Raw genomic sequence first — 19,964 nt, forward strand, 5'->3', positions numbered from 1 at the left:
CGTGAAAGCGTTATGATAGTGCCGTAAACGATACCTAAACCACAGGCAGGAGGCATTCGAAGTGAGAACGATTCAATTAGGGACAAGCTCGCTCGAGGTACCCGTAATCGCGGTCGGCTGCATGCGCATCAATTCGCTGGAGAAAGCGGAGGCCGAGCGTTTCGTTCAAACGTCGCTCGAGGCGGGCGCGAACTTTTTCGATCATGCCGACATCTATGGCGGAGGCGCCTGCGAAGAGATTTTCGCCGACGCCATTCATATGAACGACGATATTCGGGAGAAGATCGTCCTGCAGTCCAAATGCGGCATCCGCAAGGGCGCGTTCGACTTTTCCAAGGATCATATCCTGAACTCGGTCGACGGCATCCTGAAGCGCCTGAAGACCGACTACCTGGACATTCTGCTGCTTCACCGTCCGGACGCGCTGGTCGAGCCCGAGGAAGTCGCCGAAGCGTTCGACAAGCTGGAGAGCGCCGGCAAGGTCCGTCACTTCGGCGTCTCCAACCAGAAGCCGATGCAGATCGAGCTGCTGAAGAAGCACGTCAAGCAGCCGCTCGTAGCGAATCAGCTGCAGCTGAGCATCACGAACGCCAACATGATCTCGAACGGCATCAACGTGAACATGGAAAACGAGTCCGCGATCGACCGCGACGGCAGCATTCTGGACTATTGCCGCCTGAACGACATCACCGTTCAACCGTGGTCGCCGTTCCAGTACGGGTTCTTCAAGGGCGTGTTCCTGGACAACGAAGAATTCCCCGAGCTGAACGCCAAGATCGACGAGGTCGCCAAGAAGTACGAGGTCAGCAACACGACGATCGCGATCGCCTGGCTGCTCCGCCATCCGGCGCGCATGCAGCCGGTCACCGGCACGATGAACGTCGCGCGCCTCCTCGACTGCGTCAAGGCCGGCGACATTCACCTGACGCGCGAAGAGTGGTACGAGATCTACCGCGCGGCGGGCAACATCCTGCCTTAAGCGCTGTTTTGCGTACGGCCCCGGTCCTGACGGATCGGGGCTTTTTTCAGCACGCGCAAAAAGAAACGGCCGCCAGGCTCTTGAGCCGGCGGCCGTAATCGGACTTACTTGACTGCGTTCAGGCGCTCCTCGAGACGATCCCACGTCTCGGTGATGCCTTGCAGCATGCCCATGTCCATGACGGTCTTGAGCGCTTCGGCGGACGCGTACAGGCTGCTGCTGACCAGCTTCGTCTTGCCGCCGGCATCGACGAATTCCAGCGTGACCTCGGTCGACGGCATCTCCGCATTGACGTTTCCTTCGGCATCGGAGAAGTAGTCGACGTACACGATTTTTTCCCCTTCGACGATCTCCTTGTATACGCCCTTCCCCCCAAGACTCCATGCCGTAGAACTGGCCTTGGTTCGGATCCTCGCACTTCATGCAATAATGCCACACGCCGCCCGGACGGAATTCGACGTTGCACACCGGCACTTCCCAGCCACGCGGTCCCCACCAGCGCTTCAGATGCTCGGCTTCCTTGAACATTTTGAACACGAGCTCGCGGGGCGCATCGAATACGCGCTCCAGCACCAGTACCCGATCTCCTTCTACTCTCGAAACCATCGCATTGTTAGACATTGTTAATTCCTCCTCGGTTAAATTCATTATTTATTCGGATCTTATTGGGGCCCTTCCGTTGGTTCCTTCTCCTGCAATTCCCGCAAGTAGTCGTCCAGCTTGTCGTACCGCTCTTCCATCATGCGGCGGAAGGTGCCCAGCCACGTATCCATCGCTTGGAACGGTTCGGGCCGCAGCTTGTAAATCCGCCGGTTCGCGTCAGCCTTCACTTCTACGACTCCGGCCTCCCCCAGTACCTTCAGATGCTTGGAGGCTTGGGGCTGCCGCATGCCCAGCCGGTCGGCGATCTCCCCTACGGTGAGGGGGCCGTCGCGCAGCAGCTCGACGATCTGCATGCGGTTCGGCTCGGCCAGCGCGCCGAGCGCCGCCATGTCCATGCCCGGTCGATGTCCCGACATGTCGTTCACCTCTTCTACGTGTAATCTCCCGGGGATCTCATCTCCTTCGTCTTCAGGTTATCTTCCTGATGAACTAAATATACATCATTAGGAATATTCCTGTAAAGGAATATTTAAAAGAAATTGAAAGCCGCCCTGAGCGGCGGCTTCGTGCGCGGCAAGGCGCGGGGGTTGCGGGCCCTGGACGGCGCTTAACCGCGGTGCGCGACGCAGTCGATCTCGACGAGCGCGTTTTTCGGCAGCTTGCCGACCTGAACCGTCGCGCGGGCAGGCAGCACGCCGCCGTCGAAGTAGCTCGCGTAGATCTCGTTGACCTTCGCGAAGTCGTCCATGCTGTCCAGGAAGATCGTCGTCTTCACGACGTCGCCGAGCGAGAGGCCGGCTTCTTCGACGACAGCCTTCAAGTTTTGCAGCACGCGATGGGTCTGCGCTTCGATGCCGCCCTCTACGATCGCGCCGGTAGCCGGGTCGAGCGGGATCTGGCCGGAAGCGAACAGGAAACCTCCTGCGAGCACGGCTTGGGAATACGGCCCGATCGCGGCCGGCGCCTGGGCGGTGGATACAGCTTGGTTCATTGGTAGAATGCCTCCTCGATACCTCGTTAAGGGAGCGCTCTCTACTGCCTGCGGGCTTTCCGCCCCGGAAGCGGCGCATCCTCTCCCTCTCATCCTATATGCCCGTCTAACTTCATGCAACCCGGCCCGTCATGCAAAAAAAAGAAGCGGGCAAACGCTGCCCGCTTTCGTCATGTCTCAGTGATGCATGCCCGCCATATCGGCCGGCGCTTCCGTCTCCGTCTCCATGGCCTTCGTCAGCGTGATCGACCAGTCCTTGGCGTTCCAGGCGACATCCCAGCCGAACAGCTCGGCGATAAAGCGTACTGGCACCTGCACGCGATTGTCCTTCAGCATGACCGGATACCCGATCTCCATGCGTTTGCCGTTCATCTCCATGTACTTTTTGCCGACCCAGAACTGCGCTTTGGCGGCGCCCGCGTCGATCCATACCGATTGAGCCGCGCGGTCCCAAGTCACCTTGGCGCCGATGCCTTCGGCGAGATAGCGCAGCGGGATGTAGTTGGTTCCGTTGTCCATGTAGGGCTTCGTGTTCATCGTCGTTGCCTTGCCGTCGATGATCAGTCGATCGGAGCCGACCTTGAACCAGACCTTCATGACTTCCGGAGCTGGTGCGGCCGTGTGGAACTTCTCGGGGAATTGAGCTGCAATGCCCGCGGCGAGAACGGCGCCCGTCGGGAACATATGGGCGTACGCCGTGCGGGCATCGGCGTAGACGGCCGCGTAGTCTTTGGCGACGTAAGCGTCAAACGCGTTCAGCAGATGATCGATATGCATCTTCAGACTGTCGGCGATCGCCTGCCGGCTGAAGTTCGCGGGATTCGCGTCCGCGAAAAACTTGGCTTGCGCCATCCGGTATTCTTCCAGCTCTGCGATGGCTTTCTTCTTGCCGGCTTCGTCCTTCGCGCCGGTGGCTTTCACATAGTCCACGAAGTAACCGATGTGCGAGGACCAGACTTTCTTGAAGGCTTCGCCTGCATCCGCGCCATAGACGGAAGCGACTGCGGCGGACAGCTCGTCGGTGTTGCGGCCGAGGGAAGCGGCTGCCGCCGCGAAGTCAGGCGCGCCGTCGATGCCCTTCTGCATCGTGAAGATCGCCAGCAGGGCGTGCTCGCCCAGCTTCTGCTCCAGCGCCGAGCGCAGGTCGGACGCGGGATTGGAGGCGGCGGCATCCGTGAACTTCGCCGGGAACTGCGCCGCGATGCCTCCAGCCAGCGCATCGCCGGTCATGTACATGTGCGCGTAGGCCGTCTTGGCGTCGTCATATGCAGCCGCGTAGTTTTTGCCCACATAATCGTTGAATGCGGCGAGCAGATGGTCGATGTGCATCTTCAGGCCATCCGCGATCGCCTTCTCGTCGAAGTACTTCGGATTGGCGTCCGCGAAAAACTTGGCTTGCGCCATCCGGTACGATTCCAGGTCGGCGACGGCTTTGGCGCGGCCCGCTTCATCCTTGGCTGCCGTCGCCTTCACGTAGTCGACGAAGTAGCCGATGTGCGAGGACCAGATCTTCTTAAAGGCCGCGCCGGCGTCATCGCCGTATACGGAAGCCACCGCGCCCGACAGGTCGTCCGTATTCTGGCTCAGCGCGCCTGCTGCCTGCGCGAAGTCCGGGGCGCCGTCGTAGCCTTTCTGCATCGCGACGATCGCGAGCAGCGCGTGCTCGCCGAGCAGCTGGCCGAGCGCCGAGCGCAAGTCGGGCGTCGGCCCCTTCGTGCTAACCGTATGAGCGCTCGCGAATGCCGGCACCAACAACACTAGCGATAAGAGCAAACCTGTGATTTTGACGCGCAGTCCTTTCATGGGGAACACTCCTTTTACAGTGGGTGGCCGTCCTCTTGCTTGACGGTTCTGCAAGGTGTAACGGACGCCGCGATCATTCGGATCACCGCCTCGGCCATTTTTTTTAAAAAAAGTGATCCGCTGTAATTTCAATTACGAACCTTTATAATGAATGGGAGTTCAGGAAAGGAGCTCCTCGATGAACGATATCGCGTCAGATATAGAGATGATGCGGCGCATCGCCGGACGGGACGCCATGGCGCTCGAAGCGCTCTACGACAGGTACGAGAAGGCGGTATACGCCTTCGCCTACCGGTTCGCCCAAGACGCGATGCTGGCCGAAGAGATCGTACAGGAATTATTCATGCGAATATGGAATCAACCGGAGCGCTACGACGCTTCGCTGGGCAAGCTGACGACCTGGATCTTCGCGGTGACCCGCAACATCGCGATCGATCAGCTCCGCAAGCGGCAAAATCGCACGACAAGCCAGACGGCTGATACCGAACGATTCGCGCGGCTGCCCGATCCGGCAAGCGGTCCCGAGGAAGAATACGACATCAAGTGGACGGGCGAGCAGTTAAAGGGAGCCTTGGCGGCACTGAACCCGGACCAGCGGCAGGTGTTGGATCTCATCTATTATCAAGGTTATACGCAGCACGAGGTGTCCGAGCGGCAAGGCATCCCGCTGGGCACGGTCAAGAGCCGCGTGCGCCTGGCGATGAAGCAGCTCAAGGAGCGGCTCGGAGATCTGGAAAGGAGGCGAACCCCCTATGACACAACCTCATGACGAGACATGCGATCTGCTGGAGTTGTACATGCTGGGCGGTCTCGACGAAGCGGAAGCCCTGCGCTTCGAAGCGCACCTGTCCTCGTGCGAGTCCTGCCAGGAGCAGCGCCTGGCGCTCGCGGACATCGTCGGTCTGCTGCCGGCGACGGCGGAGCCGCAGCCGGTTCCGGAAGGAATGAAGAAAAGAATTCTCGCGAACGTGCTCGCGGAAGCCGTTCCCGCCGGCTCCGAAGCCAAGACGCCGCCGACCGCGTCGCCATCCGAATCGCAGCCTTCGATCCAACCTTCGATCCAACCTGCGCCGAAGCCTGCGACGCCGGCATCGGGCGCATCGATCTTGCAGACAACGACGAGACGCACGCCGGCCTACATGAAGCTTGTCACGGCCGGACTCGCCGCTGCGCTGATTGCGCTGGCGCTGTACGCCGCCCAGCTGCGGGGACAGGTCGGCGACCTGCGGGGCGAGCTTGCGGAGGCCGGAAGCGCGCCGGTTCAAGAGCTGAAGGTGAACCAGGCCGTCAAGCTCAATCCGGCGGCGGCGGATATCGTCGCCACGGGCCTCGCCACCATCGTCATCGATAAAAACGGCACCCACCTGCTCGTGCAGGCAGAACAGCTGCCGAAGCTGCAGGGCAACGAAGCTTACCAAGTTTGGCTGATCAAAGGCCAGGAGAAGTTCAGCGCGGGCACCTTCCTCTCCGATCAAGGAACCGGCGCCATCTACTACACGCTGAAAAACGGCGGCTACGACACGGTCGCGATCACCCTCGAGCCGGACGCGTTCGGCGACCAGCCGCGCGGCAAGATCGTACTGGCGGCTGCGCTTGACGCTTAAGCCGGCCGCTCGTTCAAATCAGCGGACAGCGCCGAACGAAGCACAAAACGGGATGAAGCAGAATGGTTATCTGCCTCATCCCGTTTGCGTTTTCGGTCGGCTCGCCTTGGTTAAGCCGCTGATCGGAAGCTCTATGCCCGTACCCGCCCCTCGAGCGCAAACCGGAACATTTGCTCGAACAGCAGGAAGTGACAGTCGAGAATCTCGTCCGGCGTGAAGCGCAGCCCCGATCCGTCGATGCCCATGTTGGACTCGTACGTCATGCTGAGACCTCCGCATACTTGATGGACCGCGGTGGTCAGGTTGAACGACGGATACGGGTACGTCTCCCCGTCCTGCACCATCTGTTCGACCACATCGAAGGGCAGTCCTCGCACGCGGTGCGCCTCCGCCATCCGGAGGTTGAACGCCTGCTGCCTGCGCTTGACGTCGACCGGCAGATACGGGATCCATGGGAAATGCACCGCCGTGTCGGCGCCCCCGTGAAGCGACATGTGAAAATCGACCGCCTCGCGGTCCGCCAGCCCGAGCAGCGCGGCCGTCTCCTTCGCCATCGGCGCGAAGAAGTTGTCGTGCATCATGTTGACGCCGTCGTCGTTGAAGTAGGAGCCGAGAAACGCCGAGGCTTCCTTGATCGGATGAACCGCCTTGCAATCCGGCCATCGGCAGAGGGTGCCGTCCTTCCAAGAACCTTGCATATAGTAAACGAACTGCTCGTAAGGCACGCCGATGAGCGAATCGACCGGCAGACGCGCCCGTCCGTCGGGATTCATGCACGGAATGAGCAAGAGACGGAAGCGGCTCGCGTTTTCATAAATATAATCGTGCCGCCGTCCCCGGTAATCCTCGCCGGTCTCGAGCAGCCGGATGAGGTTCATGACGCCGACGATACCCTCGAGCTCCCCGCCGTGCACGCCGCCGACGATGAGGAGCACGGGCCTCGCGTCCTCTCCCTTGTTCGCGTACTTCGAAGGATCGCGCGCGCCGCAAGCCGAGCTGTAGTTCGCCTGCCGGCCGAAATCCTGCTTGTCTCCGTACTCGGCCAGATAGACGCTGCGGCCGCCCGCGGACGCGGTCAGCACGCTCGCTTGGCCAAGGCTCAGATTCGCCATCGCGTCCTCGATATCCGTCAGCTTGCCTCTCCAGAACGATGCCTGCAAGTTCTATTCCTCCTGCGACCGTTGTCGTAAGCGCTGTTTGGGTCTCCTGTATTATGCAGGCGCGCCGAGGAAGACGCTTTCCCTTTTCCGCTTCATTTTTGAACTTTTCGGCGATGGCCGTTTTTCTGACGGTACAGGCCGACCTGGTACGCGTCGATGAACTTCTGCGCGCCCATGCGCACGATTCGCGTATTCGTTGCCGTACGGCAAAAAGAGGACGCTCTCGCGTCCCCCTTCGTCGTGCATGGGCGTTCAGGCCTTGTCCAGGATTCCTTCTTTGAAAATGTTCAACAGATATTCGAGCGTAATCGGATCGCTGTAGCTGGAAGCTTCGGTATCGATCTCGATGACATGGCCCGCCTTGACGGCCGGCATGTTCTTCCAGGTGTCCGTGTTCAGGGCGCCATTGTCGCCGGTCGCGCTTCGGCTGAGGATGATATAATCGCCGGCGTACTCCGGCAGCACTTCGGTCGACAGCGTGTAATAGCCCGGGCCGAGCGCATCCTTCTTGACCTTCTCCGGCATGCCGAGGCCCATCGCCTGGTACACGATCTCCGTGCCGCGGGCCCAGTTGTTGCCGAAAACGTAGAACTGCTTGTCGAACAATTCGAACACCGTCACGGTGACGTCCGCGCCGGCCTTCGCCTTGATCTCGGCGCCGATATCGGCCGCGCGCTTCGAGAAGTCGTCGGCCCAAGCCTGCGCTTCCCGCTCCTTGTTCAAGAGCTTGCCGATCTCGATCTGCTGCTTCAGGTAGTCGAGCTTGCCCCACGTGTAGACGACGGTCGGCGCGATCTCCTTGAGCTTGTCGATGTTTTTCTCGGTGCTGCCGACGATGATGAGGTCGGGATTTAGCTCGATGATCTTCTCCAGATCTTCGGTGGAGACGACTTCGACGCCCTGCACCTTATCTTTGAAAAGCGGGTTGCCTGCCGTCCATTGGTCGACGCCGACGAGCGTGCCGCCCAGCGAGAGGACATTGGGCGCGCTGTTTAGCGCGATAATGCGCTTGGGCGCGGCGGGGACTTCGACCGGTCCGTTCTCGGATTCGTAAGCGATCTTGCCGGAAGCGCCGGCGCTCGCGGAAGGACTCGCGGCCGACGAAGCGCTAGCGGATGCGCTCGCGCTCTGCGACGAGCCGGTATTATTATTGCTTGCATTGTTGCCGCATGCGCTCACGACCAGCGCGAGCAGCAGAAACAACGGGGTCCACATTCTCTTTTTCATCGTTGATTCGACTCTCCCTTTTCCGTGTATACGATAATGATTATCAATATCATTGATTTAACTATAGAGTCGCATTCCCGCGATGTCAATACAGATTGCGCGCCATCTACTCGCTCCAAATGCTGCGCGTCTCAAAATAGACATAATCTTGCCCGTCGGATAGCGTCCGACGGTCGACCCGCCGGAATCCGGCCTTCAGCAGCACGCTGCGGGAAGCGACATTCATGGGTTTCACGATGGCCGCCACCCGTTCAAGTTCGGTCTGCCGGAATATAAATGCGATCATCGTTTGGACCGCCTTCGTGGCATAGCCGCGGTCGCGGTAGTCTTTGGAGACGGCATGCGCCACCTCGCGGTTCGCCGGATCCAGAAGATCGTTCGGGAATACGCCGCACCAGCCAATCAGCCGTTCGTCCGCCTTGTGCTCGATCGCGAGCAGGATGCGCACGTCCGCCGGATCGAAGCGGTCGTAGCTGCCGATGACGAACGACAGGAAATCTGTCAGCTGCGCCTCGGTCATCTCCCAGTCGGGCAGGAGATCGGTAATCTCGGTCTGCATGGTGAGCGCGCGCAGCGCGTCAAGATCCCGCGGCGCGAACGCGCGTAGGCGGATCGAATCGGTTTCTATCGTAAAGGAATAGGTCTTAGAGGAAGCACTTTGTCGGTTTATTGGTGGTCGGTATTCGGAATTCGGAGCAAAACAAAAAGCGGAGCGCCTCAATAAAGGCACTCCGCAATCGCCATCGCCGGCATTCCGATCCAATTGAGCAGCGCGGATTGGATCATGTAGAAGGCTGCGCCGGCGAGCCAAAGAAACAGCCAAGTGTGCGTCGCGGCGGCCAGCTCCATGCCGTACCAGGCGGTCGCTTCCCAGACGAGGAAGGCGGAAGCGAGCCCGGCGAGCAGGACGCCCGCGACGGGCTGCCAGACGACCGCGACGGGATAGCAATGTGACCTTTCATGCTCTGAGCGCGAACGGGCACCAGGATCGATGATGCTCGCCACAACAAAAGAACGGTCAAAGTCGCTTGACCGTTCTCCACATCACTTCTTTTCGAACCCCCGGACGGGAGACATGCCTTCGCAAGAAACGGACCATGACCTCGTTGCGCCCCTCCACGAATAGAAGCCATTCCGAGAAAGCCGGGTCGCCGGTCAAGCGCCGCCCTGCCTCGGCTGCTAGTGCGAGGCCCCGGCCCATTCGCTGGTGCCGGGCGTGTACGAACATCGTTTTGAAAAGGATCGTGCGGGCGTCGAACCGCTCCATGATCATCCATCCGACGACGGCGCCGCCAGTGCGTAGCACCAGGCTGCGCTCTTGGTCGACAAGCTCCTCGTCCGCAAACGGCGACAAGTCCGGCGGATACCAGACGCCCTCTCCTTGACGAATTTCATTGAATTCTTGAGCTGTCAAGCTTGAAAAGGGGCCAACGGCAAAAGCGTCCGGCAGCCGAAGACGATGAACCCACGGCAGCTCCGGGTGAAGCTCGATCGAGCCGCCCCAAATATGGATGCCGGCCCAAGGCTCATCGAATCCGCAAGCCTTCAAAAAAGGCCGCTTCCGAAGTATCCGGATCGATACCGCCGAGAAAATCGGCGCCTACGAGCTGCGTTCCCGTTTGCCGCAAAATCGCCTCCGTCTCGCCGTAAAGAATGCGTCCAATGCCTTGGCGACGTTCGTGCTCCGCCACGGTCAAGGCGAGCAGACCGGCCGCGCCGGCCGCCCGCCGCTCGGCGATCGCCAGTCCGACGGGCTCACCCCCTCTGCGGACGCCAAGTATCAGGAACGACGCCGGAATCCGCTGCAGGGCATGGCGCAATTCAGGCGGGACGAATCGTTCATAAACGCCGGGCAGCGCGCTCTTCATTTCCTCGATCATTAAAGGCTTCATTCACGCTTGCGGCATACTTAACGTCGAATTGAGATTACTCGAATTATCCGCATAGTCCGATATGGCCACATTTACTTTGAACTTGCTGTTTGGCTGCAGCGTATACCTTCCTCTAATGGCTTCCTCATTGAGGGATATAATGGCTTGATTCCCCACAATCGCAACCGAATAGATGGCGTTGGTATTGTCGACAACCGTATAATCGCTATCGTCCCCGCTTTGCGAGAACATCATGCTGGTGGAATACCCGAATGGAGACAGCGGTTCGCTTGCCGTTATCGTGAATTTGCCGTTTTCATAGACACTGCCGCTTAGCGTCGGCGCCGTCTCGTCCATGATAATCGGCAGCGTCCACTTGCCGACCTCCTTGTCGCCCTCTTTGACGTGGAAAACAAGAGAAGCTTCCGTGCTTTCCGTGGCTTCTTCTAACGGGTGAACGGTAATCCCGGTAGGCCCGGAAGCGAGTTCCACAAGCTCGGACGTGGATTCGACGTAGACCGCTCCCACTACGCTGCTACCCTCGAGCACGTTGAACTTGTAGTTGGCGCTGTCGGAACCGTCATATTCCAACGTTTCCAGCTCCGCGCCCCGCTTGATTTGCAGGTAGCTTTTAATATTGCGCTTACTGTATGTCTCGACGGATCCCGTTCCTACGACCACGTCGCCGTCCGTGCCGGTTTTGCCGCTATTGAGGTAAAAAAGGCCGGTTTTCGATCAGCGAGCCTTCCAGCGTCGGTACTTGAGCCGCCTTAAACGTATCGATCGCGTCCTGCAAGGCCGACGCCGCATCGTCGATCTCCGCTTGCTTGACCTCGGCGTCGCCATATACGTCGCTCGCGGCTTTGGCAGCGACTTTCAGCGCGTCGATCGCGCTCTGCGGATACTGCCCCCCTTGGCTTCCCGCAACCGCCGCATCGGCAAGGCCGGAGGCGTCGGCGATCGCCGCATCGAGCGCGCTCTTGTCTAAGACGGTCGGAGCGCTGTAATAGACGGGCGATGCCGGCAAGGACAACGTCGCTCCGCTCGCAGAAACCATGCTGCCGATCTGCGACTGAACCTGACTCAGGTTGGTTACGATGTCCGTCAGCGAGACGCCGTCTGGCAAGACCAGGCGAGCGATCCGCAAGTCGGTGCCGACAGTCAGCTTGGCCTTGGGATTGGTAATCTGGATCTCGCGAAATAAGCCTTTGCCGGACAGCGCAACCGGCTGGTCGCCCGATATCTTCAACGTCCCGTCGGCAGGCATCCCTGTCGTATCAAGCTTAACGGGCGCCTTTGCCGTACCTGAGGCGGCGATCTCCAGCTCCGATAACACGTTCACGCTCCGAACGGCTGATTTGTACCGAAGCTTCGCGCCTAGAAGCGCCTCTCCGTTGCCTTCGGCCAGCAGAAGCTGTTTCAGCTCGTCCGATACGAGCAGCGGCGTCCCATCGACCATGATCACGTCGCCGTCAATCTTCGTGACGGTTGCGGTTTGCTCTTTTTTCCGGAAAAATGTCCACCAGAAGCTGCGCGATATCCGCTCTCGCGACCTCTTCCCGAGGCGCAAAGCCGTTTTCCTTCGCAGTCATCAAGCCGAGCCGGAGCGCGGCTTGCACGGACGCGGCCGCCCAACCGCTGGCGCCGTCGGCGAGCGCGGGATCCGCATCGCGTCCGCCGGTCGTGTTCAGGCCGTTGACCGCGCGTACAAATACGGAAGCCAGCTCTTGTCGGGTCACGTTGCGATTCGGATCGAAGCCTGCATCCGTTCCGTTCATCAGACCGGCCTTGCGAACCGCCTCGATGTAGCCGGCGCTCCAGCTCCCGGCGGCTACATCCTTGTAGCTCGATCCGGCGTTCGCGCTCACCGGCAGGTGCAGCGCCTTGACCAGAAGCACGGCGAGCTGCGTCCGCGTCAGCGGCTCGTTCGGCTTGAACGCTCCGTCCGGATAGCCGGCGATCAGTCCCAGCGAGACCGCCTCGCGAATGGCTGCCTGCGTGTCGTTCGACATCGCGTCAATATCTTTGAACGTCGTTTGCTCCGCGGATACGGCAGGAGCGGCGATTACGTTCCTCGCACCGAAAGCCGTCGTCGCGATCATGCTTGCCAGGAGCAGTGCTTTCCAATTCGTTGCCAATATGATCCCATCCCTCATGGTGAAATTGCCGCTTGCAGCGAATGCGATTAGTGTCGCAGTTTTTCGTCAGTCTTTTTTAGGCCTACGTGTAAGTATAATCTTTTTCAATGACTGTAGAATGACAAATTTCGACACGATTCCAACTTCGTGTGCCGTTAACGATTAACGGCGATCGTGTCCTTATAAAAGCGGAAGAACCGTCAGGTACGTCCTGACGGCTTTCCTTTTCGTATGCTGCCGGCGATCAGTCGATCAGGTCCGTGTATTGCATAAACCGCTTCAGCATAACGGCCGCTTGCGCGCGGCTCGCCTTCGCCGAAGGCACGAACGTGTCGTTCGTCATGCCGGTGATGATGCCGGCATCGACGGCTTGCGCCACGGATGCGCGGGCCCAACTCCCGATCGCGGACTTGTCCTTGAAGGCATTAAGCGAGGCTTCCGAAGACGCCGCCGTCGAAGCGGAGCCTTGCGCGTACGCGACGGCTCTCGTGATCATGACCGCCATCTGCTCGCGGGTGATCGTAGCGCCTGGCTTGAAGCTGCCGTCCTCGAAGCCTTCGACCAGCTTCGCCTTTACGGCTGCGCCAGTCGCGCCTGCGTACCATGCGCCGGATGCGACATCCTTGAAGCCTGCAGCGCCGGAAGCGTCAGGCGTGAGGCCCAGCGCACGGACGAGCAGCGCCGCGAACTCGGCCCGCGTGATGCTGCTGTTCGGCGCGAACTTCGTGTCGGACACGCCGTTCACGACGAGCTTGGAAGCGAGCAGCTCGATGTCTGCCTTTGCCCAATGCGTGCTCAGATCTGCAAAAGCCTTGCTTGCTGTCAGCACCGTATAGATACTGTTGCCGTTACGCTTGAACGAGATTTTGAGGGTGCCGTCCGACTGCTTCGTGAACTGCGCGGGTACGAAGGTCAGCGCGCCTGTCTGCGGATCGTACAGCGCGACGGTCGAATGCGAAGCGTCAATCGTGCCGGATGCGACGACCGTACGCGACACATAAGTCGAGCCGAATTCATTCAGCTCGGAAGTCTTGCCGCCGCCGGACGCGACGATCGAAAACTCGATCGCGCCGCCCTGCTGCGAGGCGCCGATGCCAGCCGCGCTAGCCTTAATCTTGGCGTTGATGTCATCAGCGGACGGGACGATGTTGATCTGAATCGTGATGTCCGATGCCGACACGCCGAGACTCGCCGCGATCGCGTCGAAGTTCAGTACGCTGAGCGGCAGCGAATACTCGCCTTCGCCGGTTTGCAGCGATACGATCGCGCCTGACGAGGCGGCGTCTTTCAAGACGGAGAACGGCAGGTTAAACTGCACGGCATCGCCCTGCTTGCCCTCATAGGCAATGTATACGACAGGAGCCGCGCCCTTGTTGTCCTGCTGCGCAGCCTTCTTCAACGCGTCGGCGAGCGAAGCGCCGTCTTGCGTGATGACGGTCGTCGAGCGGCCGCCTACGTCTACCGTCGAAGTCTTGTTCTTGCTCGTGTCGACCACGACCGGTACAGCGCCGCCTACCGGCGTGATGACCTTGTCCGGCGTAGGTGGAGGCGTCGGCGTCGACACCGACCCGCTCGGAGGCGGCGTTACCGTCTTCGCCGTTACTTTAAAGGTCTTGCTGGAGACCTCGCTGCCTTGCCCCGCAACCACGGTATAGGTACCAGCGGGTTCGCCAGATCCGATCGTGAACGGCGCCGCGAACTGACCTGCGGTCACTGGCACGATATCGAAGTACACGACGCTGGTGTCCGGCCGCAGCACCTTGACGATGACCTTATCCAGCGTGGAAGCACCCTTGATGTCCACCTTGTCTCCGACCGTTACGTCCGCTACGTTCTGCAGCGATACGGTCGAGCTTTCAGCATAAGCAGCAGCCGGGACGAACGCCAGGCACAGCGTCAGTATCATGAAAATACGCAGTATACTAGATTTCACTGCTTGTTTCCCCGCTCCCTTAATTTTCATAGTTGTTATTGTTATTTTGCGACAGCATGATGGCTTCATCGATCTCCGACTGTGTCTTTACCGTACCTAGACTCAGCCCCACATCGCCAGTCTCTCCGTCAAAGCTGCTTACGATGAATGCCTTGACCGTATAGTTCCTGGAAGCCGATGTTGCATCCGGTACGTTAAACTTGGCTGTATACGTACCCGTTCCCACTGCCAGCTCTGCCGCAGCGATGCTGACCGGCGTATCGCCATCGAACAGCTCGAACACAACGTCTTGCGTACCTGCGCTGCTGCTGCGGGATTCGGATACCTTGAGTGCCGGATTATAATTCGGGTTCGATTCGATTGCCCGGTTATAGATGAAAACACTGGCGGTTATGCCATTGGATTTCGTTACCGACGGAGAAGTCATGTAGAAAATGTCGGAAGACTTCCGAGCAATGCCGGAAAATCCTTGACTGCTATAACCCTCCGCTTCGACATCAATGTAATACTCACGGTCCCTAAGGAAAATCCCTTTATTGAGGGTAATCTTGCCACCCGAAATTGTGTATTCTGCGGCTGTCAACGTTCTTGTAGTCTCATTCTCGCGATCCCTAATTTTAATGCCGGTAACATGTTTGCTCCATTCGGTGTTATCCTCGTACTTCAGCACGGTATTCGCGTCGCTGAACAAATAACCCGTAATTTGAGGTCTGTTGTACGCGATTGTCTGCTGGATAGCACCGTTCACCTGATAATGATGTGAATCCATTAGAACATCTGCCTCAAGCTTGACTTGAACAGTCCCGCCCACGATCGGATTTTGCAGAAAAATGGCGATCTGGGATCCGTTGAAAATGACCTTATCCTCATCGGACAATGGCTTGAACGTAACTCCATTATCCGTTGAGATCATAATCTTTTCTTTTAAATGGGATCCCTTCTCGTCTGCGGTCAAATCCACGAATTCATCGGAATAAGAGCTTATTAGGTTAAGGCTTAAAAATCTGCCGTTTAAATCGAAATAGCCAGACAGACGCATGGGCTGCACATTGTCAGAATTAAACCAAGCAGTGTTAAATTCGCTATAGTTATTCCTTCTGTTGCCGTTTAAGTCCGTGAAGTATCCCAGTTCGGAGTACAAATATAGCACCGTGCCTGACAACGTTTCAAAATGAATCTTAACCGTATTCTCCGACACTGTCACCGTTGCGTCCGACGGGAGCCCGTATCTGTATCCGAAATTAGAATCGAACCAACGCAAATTATTTCTAAACTGCGCTAGATCCGAAACGGAGATTTTTACTGGTTCATTGAAAAGGAGAGTCACATCTTTTAGATCTTGCGACACGAGATAATCGACATACTCAGGGCCGGTCGTGTCCGATAGATCCCCGTCTGCGTGCGCCTTTAGGTACGGAGAAACCGTGTAATCTGAAGTATAATTACCATCCGCATCCCGCAGGGTGTTTTCACTGATCCCGATTTGATTCGAGTCGCCGTTCAACGCAATGCTGAAGTGGATTTTCAACTGGTCCTCGACGATCTCTGCGGTATCGGCTTCAATCAGTCCCCTGCTGCGATTGCCATCTTCCTGCAGCCAGATCCTTGACATGAAATCTTCCGGTGATTCAATAAACGACGTGGGGTAGATATTCCGGTCGAATTTAACCGTGACGTCATGGTTATCGTCGCTGAGCTCGGCGCTCAAAATAGAAGGCGAACTCACGGCTAGGGCCAGCTCTTGTGTAACATTGCCTGCCGTATCCTTGAGCAAACCGGCTGCGAGCTTAATCTTGGTTTTCGGACCGGATACAAGTCTTACATCTTGCTCGGAGTCGATTTGCAAGTAGTTGCTTCCCCAAGACAAACTTACTAAGCCGTCAACCAAAGGAGAGAAATGCTCGCCGTCGGACGCGATTTGAATCTGGCTTTGCAGATAAGCGAGAGCCGCCGATTCATCCTCAATGCTGTCCGGGAATACGAGGGAGAAATTTTCGTCGAAGTACAGCGTAACTCCGTTATCGTAGCTCTCTGCCCCTTCATATGCCGGCGGGGTGATGTCCTTGCCCACGATCGAATCTACCTCAATCGGGGAAGCGTATGGATCATCGAAGCCGTCTATCCGCAGTGTATCCGCCGCGATATGTATAGTGTTCGAATCCCCGACGAGTTCCGCATTCAGTGTCAAAACGAGCTTCTTCGGCTCATCAAAAATAACCGAATCCGAACCACCGAGCGGTGCAAATAGATCGGTTCCCGTCTTCTTAATCGTAATGGCGTTCTTCAAGTCCACGCCGTCAGCCGGATCGAAGCTGCTGTCAAAAGTAAGGGTGATCGTCTTGAAATCCCCGCTGACGGAAGCTGTCGCGTTAAGCTCCGCAGGCGGAACTGGATTTGCACTCGCCGCAGGCGCGTACGAGAATGCTGCGAAGACCAACATCGCCAGCATCAAAAACACTGAAACTTTTTTCATTCTTCTTTTGTCACTCCTATATGTTTTTAGTGATTCTTTTTTTACTAGATTTTAGTATAAATGTCGCCAATGACGGCAAAATGACAAACTTCGACGAGAATCCATTTCTGCCTCCGCATGCGAAAAAAGACTCATTCCGCGCGGAAACGAGTCTTCCGGTCAGCTTCCTCTATGGGCAGCCTCTTCTATTAAGTAAGCTTGCTCTATTGGTCTATCTCTTCTACTCGGTGGCTTCCAACTGTGTCAGCAGTTGTCCGTACAGCTTGGTCACCTCGATCGAAGGCCGGACGCCCAGCTCTTCCTGAAGCGTGTCCGAATACTTCGCGTACAGCCGGATCAGCGCTTCTCGATTGTGCTGCAAGGCCAGCGCCTTCATATAAAGCTTGACCGTATCCTCGTCGAGTTCATTGTGCGCCGTGAGCTTGGCGAGCAGACGGATCGCGGCCTGGATATCCCCCCCGGTCCAACAACGCCTGGCCAAGACGAAGGGTGAACGACGCGTACATTTGGGAAATTCGCTCGACCTCGCTCCACGCCCACGGATAGGCGAGATCCCCGAACAGCTGGCCTACATAGGCACGCTCCAGCTCGATCGCCCCGTCCAGGTTGGACGCATCCACCCCCGCCATTTCCCGACAGCCCTCTTCGAAGCGATGGAAGTCGACCTCCGCCAGCGTCAGATTCAGCGCATAGTGATTGGCGTCCGAATGCAGGCTTCCCTTCATGCCGATCGCTTCGAGCACCTTGCGGAGCTGGTAGGCCGTCGTGTTCAGGTAGACCTCCGCGTTTTTGCGAGGCATGCCGCCGAAGATGTCCTCGATTAGCCGCGCCCTGGAGACGAGGCTCCCGCGCTGCAGCACCAGGTAGGCGCACAGCTCCGCGCTCTTGCTGGATCTCCACTTGACGAGCTCGCCCTGCGCGCCGCGGATCTCCATGCGCCCGAGACAGTTCACCCGCACTTGCGGCTCGGGTATTGCCGGGCGTACCGCGCTTCCTTTGCCGTCGCTCGATTCTGCCATCGCCCTTCGGACCGTATGCTGCAGCCGCTCTTGTATGACAGGCTTCACCATGAAGTCGTAGGCGTAGACGTCGAACGCAGCCAGCGCGAACTCGGTATGCGAGGTCACGAAGACGAGCTTGACCTCGCTCCCGCTCTCTCGAAGCCGCTGGGCGAAGGCCATGCCGCTCTCCTTGGGCATGTTGATGTCGATAAAGATCAGGTCCACCGCGACGGTCTTCAAATAGGCTTCGGCCGATGCGGTATCCGCGAAGCTGCCGACGACTTCGACGCCGTCGATTTTCGCCAGCATCCGCTTCATGATCAGGTGCATCGCTTTTTCGTCGTCCACGACCAGGATCTTCATCCGCTCTCCCTCTCCGCCGTCAGATCGTCGTGGGAAGCGGTATCCGCCTGCGCGGCCGGCAAGGTGAAGTAAAAGATGCTGCCCTGCCCGGGCGCGCTGTCGAACCAGAGCTCTCCGCCGTTCAGCCGCACGAACTCCTTGCAGAGCGCGAGTCCCAGCCCAACGCCCCGCTCGCCCGCCGTCCCATCGGTAGAGACGACGTTGTCTTCCCGCAGCAGCGAATACAGCCGCTCCTCGGGCACGCCTATGCCCGAATCGCTGACGCTGACGGTGAACGCGTCTCCCGACCGCGATGCCCGCACCTGGATGTCGCCGCCAAGCTCGGTGAATTTGATGGCATTGGACAGCAGATTGCGCAGCACCAGGTCAAGCATCTCCTTGTCCGCGTACACGAACGCGTCCGACTGGACGTCGGATGCGATCCGGATGCCTTTGCCGTCGCTGCGGCCTTGCAGAAGCCGGACATTCCGCTGCACGGAGTGGGACAGGCTCTGGACGATCGGTACGAACACCATGCCGCTTCGCTGACTGCGGAACCATTCGAGCAAGCTCTCGACGAGCGCAAAGGTGCTGTATACCTGCCGGCTCATCTCCTGCACGATCTCTTCATGGTCCTCTCCGCAGGCGGACGCCTCCTCCTCCAGCAGCTCGGTCAGATTCAGCAGCACCGCCATCGGATCCCGGATATCGTGCGCGATCACGTTGAACATCTGATCCTTGAAGGCGTTCAGCTCGCGAAGCTGCCTGGCGTTCTCGAGCAGCCGCTCCTCGGATCGCACCGCGTCCGTCACGTCGCGCAGCAGCAGCATCTTGCCCGTCGGTCTGGAGCGAAAATCGGCGATGAGCGAGAGCTGGACTTTGTAATAACGGTCCGCGGCTTCGTCCTTAAGAAGCTCGTGATCCTCGGAGCCTGACGCACGGTCGATTCGCCGGAGAAGCTCGGGATGGGCCGCGAAAACGGCCGATGCCGGCTGGCCGATTCCGTTTTTGCGGCTCAAGCCTTGAATCGTGCGTCCGGCCGATTGATTGAAGCCGGTGATGTTGCACTCCAGATCCAGCAGTACGACGGCGTCCTGCATGGATTCGAACACCTTCTGCAGCGCCATCGGCGCGAGCCTGAGCAGGTTGAACTGGTAGATGCCGAACAGGAAAAAGACGCCCGAGAGGACGAAGCCGAACGGAGAAATATCGAACGGCGTGGGCAGCACTTCGCTGAGATAGACGAGCGTAAAGCTATACGGGGCCAGCGAGCCTACCAGCATGAGCGCGACATGCTTTTTCATGGACGGCGCGGACTTGAAGTACATGCGCAGGAGGAGGACGGTCCCGACGAGGATGAGCGCGTATGCGTACACCGCGTGCAAGTAATACAGCGGACCCCTGACGATCCGAGCCAGCGGGAAGCCCTCGGAGTCGTCGAGCGTGAGGCTTTTGTAAAAAAAGATGATGCCATTCGTTCGTATTGTGGGCGATGAACGTCACGACGGGAATAACCATCGCGGCGGCGACGGTCCATTTGCGTATGTAAGCCTGCTTGCCCGTATATTGGAGCACCATGACGATCCAGAACACGGTGCCGAACGGGATGCCGATATACTCGATGCGCAGCCAGAAGCGTATGGTCTCCAGCGACGTACTGACGAGCTCGAACGCGTAGCCGAACGTGTAGAACGCGGTGCTCAAAATGCACAAGCCATAGCTGACCGCGATCGGCAGCTCTCTTCTTTTCCAACACAAATAGACGACCACTGCGGAGCAGCCGGTAGCCGCCATCAGCAAGGCCGACAAATATAAATTGAGGTTCATAAAAGAGGAGGC

Annotated in this window: 20 protein-coding genes and 2 pseudogenes; 3 read left to right on the forward strand and 19 right to left on the reverse strand. The window is 58.5% G+C overall.

Annotated elements, in window-relative coordinates; translation table 11 throughout:
• Window positions 1-61 precede the first annotated feature (61 nt).
• Entirely contained in the window at window positions 62-979 is a 918-nt protein-coding gene (locus OMP38_RS32055) for an aldo/keto reductase (RefSeq protein ID WP_277568664.1), read from the forward strand.
• A 104-nt stretch (window positions 980-1,083) separates the two neighbouring features.
• Here OMP38_RS32055 and OMP38_RS32060 read toward each other — a convergent pair.
• The 4 genes and pseudogenes from OMP38_RS32060 to OMP38_RS32075 form a co-directional block, all read right to left on the reverse strand.
• Window positions 1,084-1,600 (reverse strand): annotated as a pseudogene (locus OMP38_RS32060) (SRPBCC domain-containing protein).
• A gap of 41 nt (window positions 1,601-1,641) precedes the next feature.
• Window positions 1,642-1,998 (reverse strand): ArsR/SmtB family transcription factor, encoded by a 357-nt coding sequence (locus OMP38_RS32065; RefSeq protein ID WP_277568665.1) that lies wholly within the window; start codon window positions 1,996-1,998, stop codon window positions 1,642-1,644.
• 191 nt (window positions 1,999-2,189) lie between these two features.
• On the reverse strand, window positions 2,190-2,573 hold the full coding sequence (locus OMP38_RS32070) for a RidA family protein (protein WP_090117270.1): 384 nt from the start codon (window positions 2,571-2,573) through the stop codon (window positions 2,190-2,192).
• Between the two features lie 177 nt (window positions 2,574-2,750).
• Window positions 2,751-4,376, reverse strand: a complete 1,626-nt coding sequence (locus OMP38_RS32075) for a copper amine oxidase N-terminal domain-containing protein (protein ID WP_277568666.1) — start codon at window positions 4,374-4,376, stop codon at window positions 2,751-2,753.
• A gap of 178 nt (window positions 4,377-4,554) precedes the next feature.
• Between OMP38_RS32075 and OMP38_RS32080 the strand changes: the two genes are divergently transcribed.
• Both OMP38_RS32080 and OMP38_RS32085 read left to right on the forward strand, forming a co-directional pair.
• Complete coding sequence (locus tag OMP38_RS32080) at window positions 4,555-5,145, forward strand: RNA polymerase sigma factor (protein WP_277568667.1); 591 nt, start codon at window positions 4,555-4,557, stop codon at window positions 5,143-5,145.
• Window positions 5,129-5,980 (forward strand): anti-sigma factor domain-containing protein, encoded by an 852-nt coding sequence (locus OMP38_RS32085; RefSeq protein WP_277568668.1) that lies wholly within the window; start codon window positions 5,129-5,131, stop codon window positions 5,978-5,980. Before OMP38_RS32080 ends, OMP38_RS32085 begins: the two co-directional genes overlap by 17 nt.
• 131 nt (window positions 5,981-6,111) lie before the next feature.
• On the opposite strand, the gene OMP38_RS32090 is transcribed toward OMP38_RS32085, so the two are convergent.
• The 15 genes and pseudogenes from OMP38_RS32090 to OMP38_RS32160 form a co-directional block, all read right to left on the reverse strand.
• Window positions 6,112-7,140, reverse strand: coding sequence for a M14 family zinc carboxypeptidase (locus OMP38_RS32090; RefSeq protein ID WP_277568669.1), 1,029 nt, complete (start codon window positions 7,138-7,140; stop codon window positions 6,112-6,114).
• 252 nt (window positions 7,141-7,392) lie between these two features.
• On the reverse strand, window positions 7,393-8,367 hold the full coding sequence (locus OMP38_RS32095) for an iron-hydroxamate ABC transporter substrate-binding protein (protein WP_277568670.1): 975 nt from the start codon (window positions 8,365-8,367) through the stop codon (window positions 7,393-7,395).
• 106 nt (window positions 8,368-8,473) lie between these two features.
• A complete protein-coding gene (locus OMP38_RS32100; RefSeq protein ID WP_277568671.1) occupies window positions 8,474-9,097 on the reverse strand; it encodes a GNAT family N-acetyltransferase in 624 nt (207 codons plus the stop codon).
• A complete protein-coding gene (locus tag OMP38_RS32105) occupies window positions 9,085-9,372 on the reverse strand; it encodes a hypothetical protein (protein ID WP_277568672.1) in 288 nt (95 codons plus the stop codon). The genes OMP38_RS32100 and OMP38_RS32105 overlap by 13 nt, the downstream gene beginning before the upstream one ends.
• A 13-nt stretch (window positions 9,373-9,385) precedes the next feature.
• A complete protein-coding gene (locus OMP38_RS32110; RefSeq protein WP_277568673.1) occupies window positions 9,386-9,916 on the reverse strand; it encodes a GNAT family N-acetyltransferase in 531 nt (176 codons plus the stop codon).
• A complete protein-coding gene (locus tag OMP38_RS32115) occupies window positions 9,894-10,259 on the reverse strand; it encodes a GNAT family N-acetyltransferase (RefSeq protein ID WP_277568674.1) in 366 nt (121 codons plus the stop codon). The genes OMP38_RS32110 and OMP38_RS32115 overlap by 23 nt, the downstream gene beginning before the upstream one ends.
• On the reverse strand, window positions 10,260-10,919 hold the full coding sequence (locus tag OMP38_RS32120; protein WP_277568675.1) for a hypothetical protein: 660 nt from the start codon (window positions 10,917-10,919) through the stop codon (window positions 10,260-10,262).
• A 25-nt stretch (window positions 10,920-10,944) separates the two neighbouring features.
• A complete protein-coding gene (locus tag OMP38_RS32125) occupies window positions 10,945-11,703 on the reverse strand; it encodes a hypothetical protein (RefSeq protein WP_277568676.1) in 759 nt (252 codons plus the stop codon).
• 7 nt (window positions 11,704-11,710) lie between these two features.
• Complete coding sequence (locus OMP38_RS32130) at window positions 11,711-12,376, reverse strand: S-layer homology domain-containing protein (RefSeq protein WP_277568677.1); 666 nt, start codon at window positions 12,374-12,376, stop codon at window positions 11,711-11,713.
• Between the two features lie 244 nt (window positions 12,377-12,620).
• On the reverse strand, window positions 12,621-14,309 hold the full coding sequence (locus tag OMP38_RS32135; RefSeq protein WP_277568678.1) for an S-layer homology domain-containing protein: 1,689 nt from the start codon (window positions 14,307-14,309) through the stop codon (window positions 12,621-12,623).
• Between the two features lie 19 nt (window positions 14,310-14,328).
• Window positions 14,329-16,782 carry a hemoblobin-interacting domain-containing protein gene (locus OMP38_RS32140; protein ID WP_277568679.1) on the reverse strand — a complete coding sequence of 818 codons (2,454 nt, stop codon included), beginning with the start codon at window positions 16,780-16,782 and terminating at the stop codon, window positions 14,329-14,331.
• A gap of 220 nt (window positions 16,783-17,002) precedes the next feature.
• Window positions 17,003-17,263, reverse strand: coding sequence for a bacterial transcriptional activator domain-containing protein (locus OMP38_RS32145; protein WP_277568680.1), 261 nt, complete (start codon window positions 17,261-17,263; stop codon window positions 17,003-17,005).
• A complete protein-coding gene (locus tag OMP38_RS32150; protein WP_277568681.1) occupies window positions 17,187-18,146 on the reverse strand; it encodes a response regulator in 960 nt (319 codons plus the stop codon). The genes OMP38_RS32145 and OMP38_RS32150 overlap by 77 nt, the downstream gene beginning before the upstream one ends.
• On the reverse strand, window positions 18,143-19,510 hold the full coding sequence (locus tag OMP38_RS32155) for a sensor histidine kinase (protein ID WP_477100089.1): 1,368 nt from the start codon (window positions 19,508-19,510) through the stop codon (window positions 18,143-18,145). The genes OMP38_RS32150 and OMP38_RS32155 overlap by 4 nt, the downstream gene beginning before the upstream one ends.
• Window positions 19,511-19,580: 70 nt before the next feature.
• Window positions 19,581-19,952, reverse strand: a pseudogene (locus OMP38_RS32160) (histidine kinase N-terminal 7TM domain-containing protein); the annotation flags it as partial.
• Window positions 19,953-19,964: the final 12 nt, after the last annotated feature.

Source organism: Cohnella ginsengisoli (genome assembly GCF_029525555.1).
Taxonomy (GTDB): domain Bacteria; phylum Bacillota; class Bacilli; order Paenibacillales; family Paenibacillaceae; genus Cohnella; species Cohnella ginsengisoli.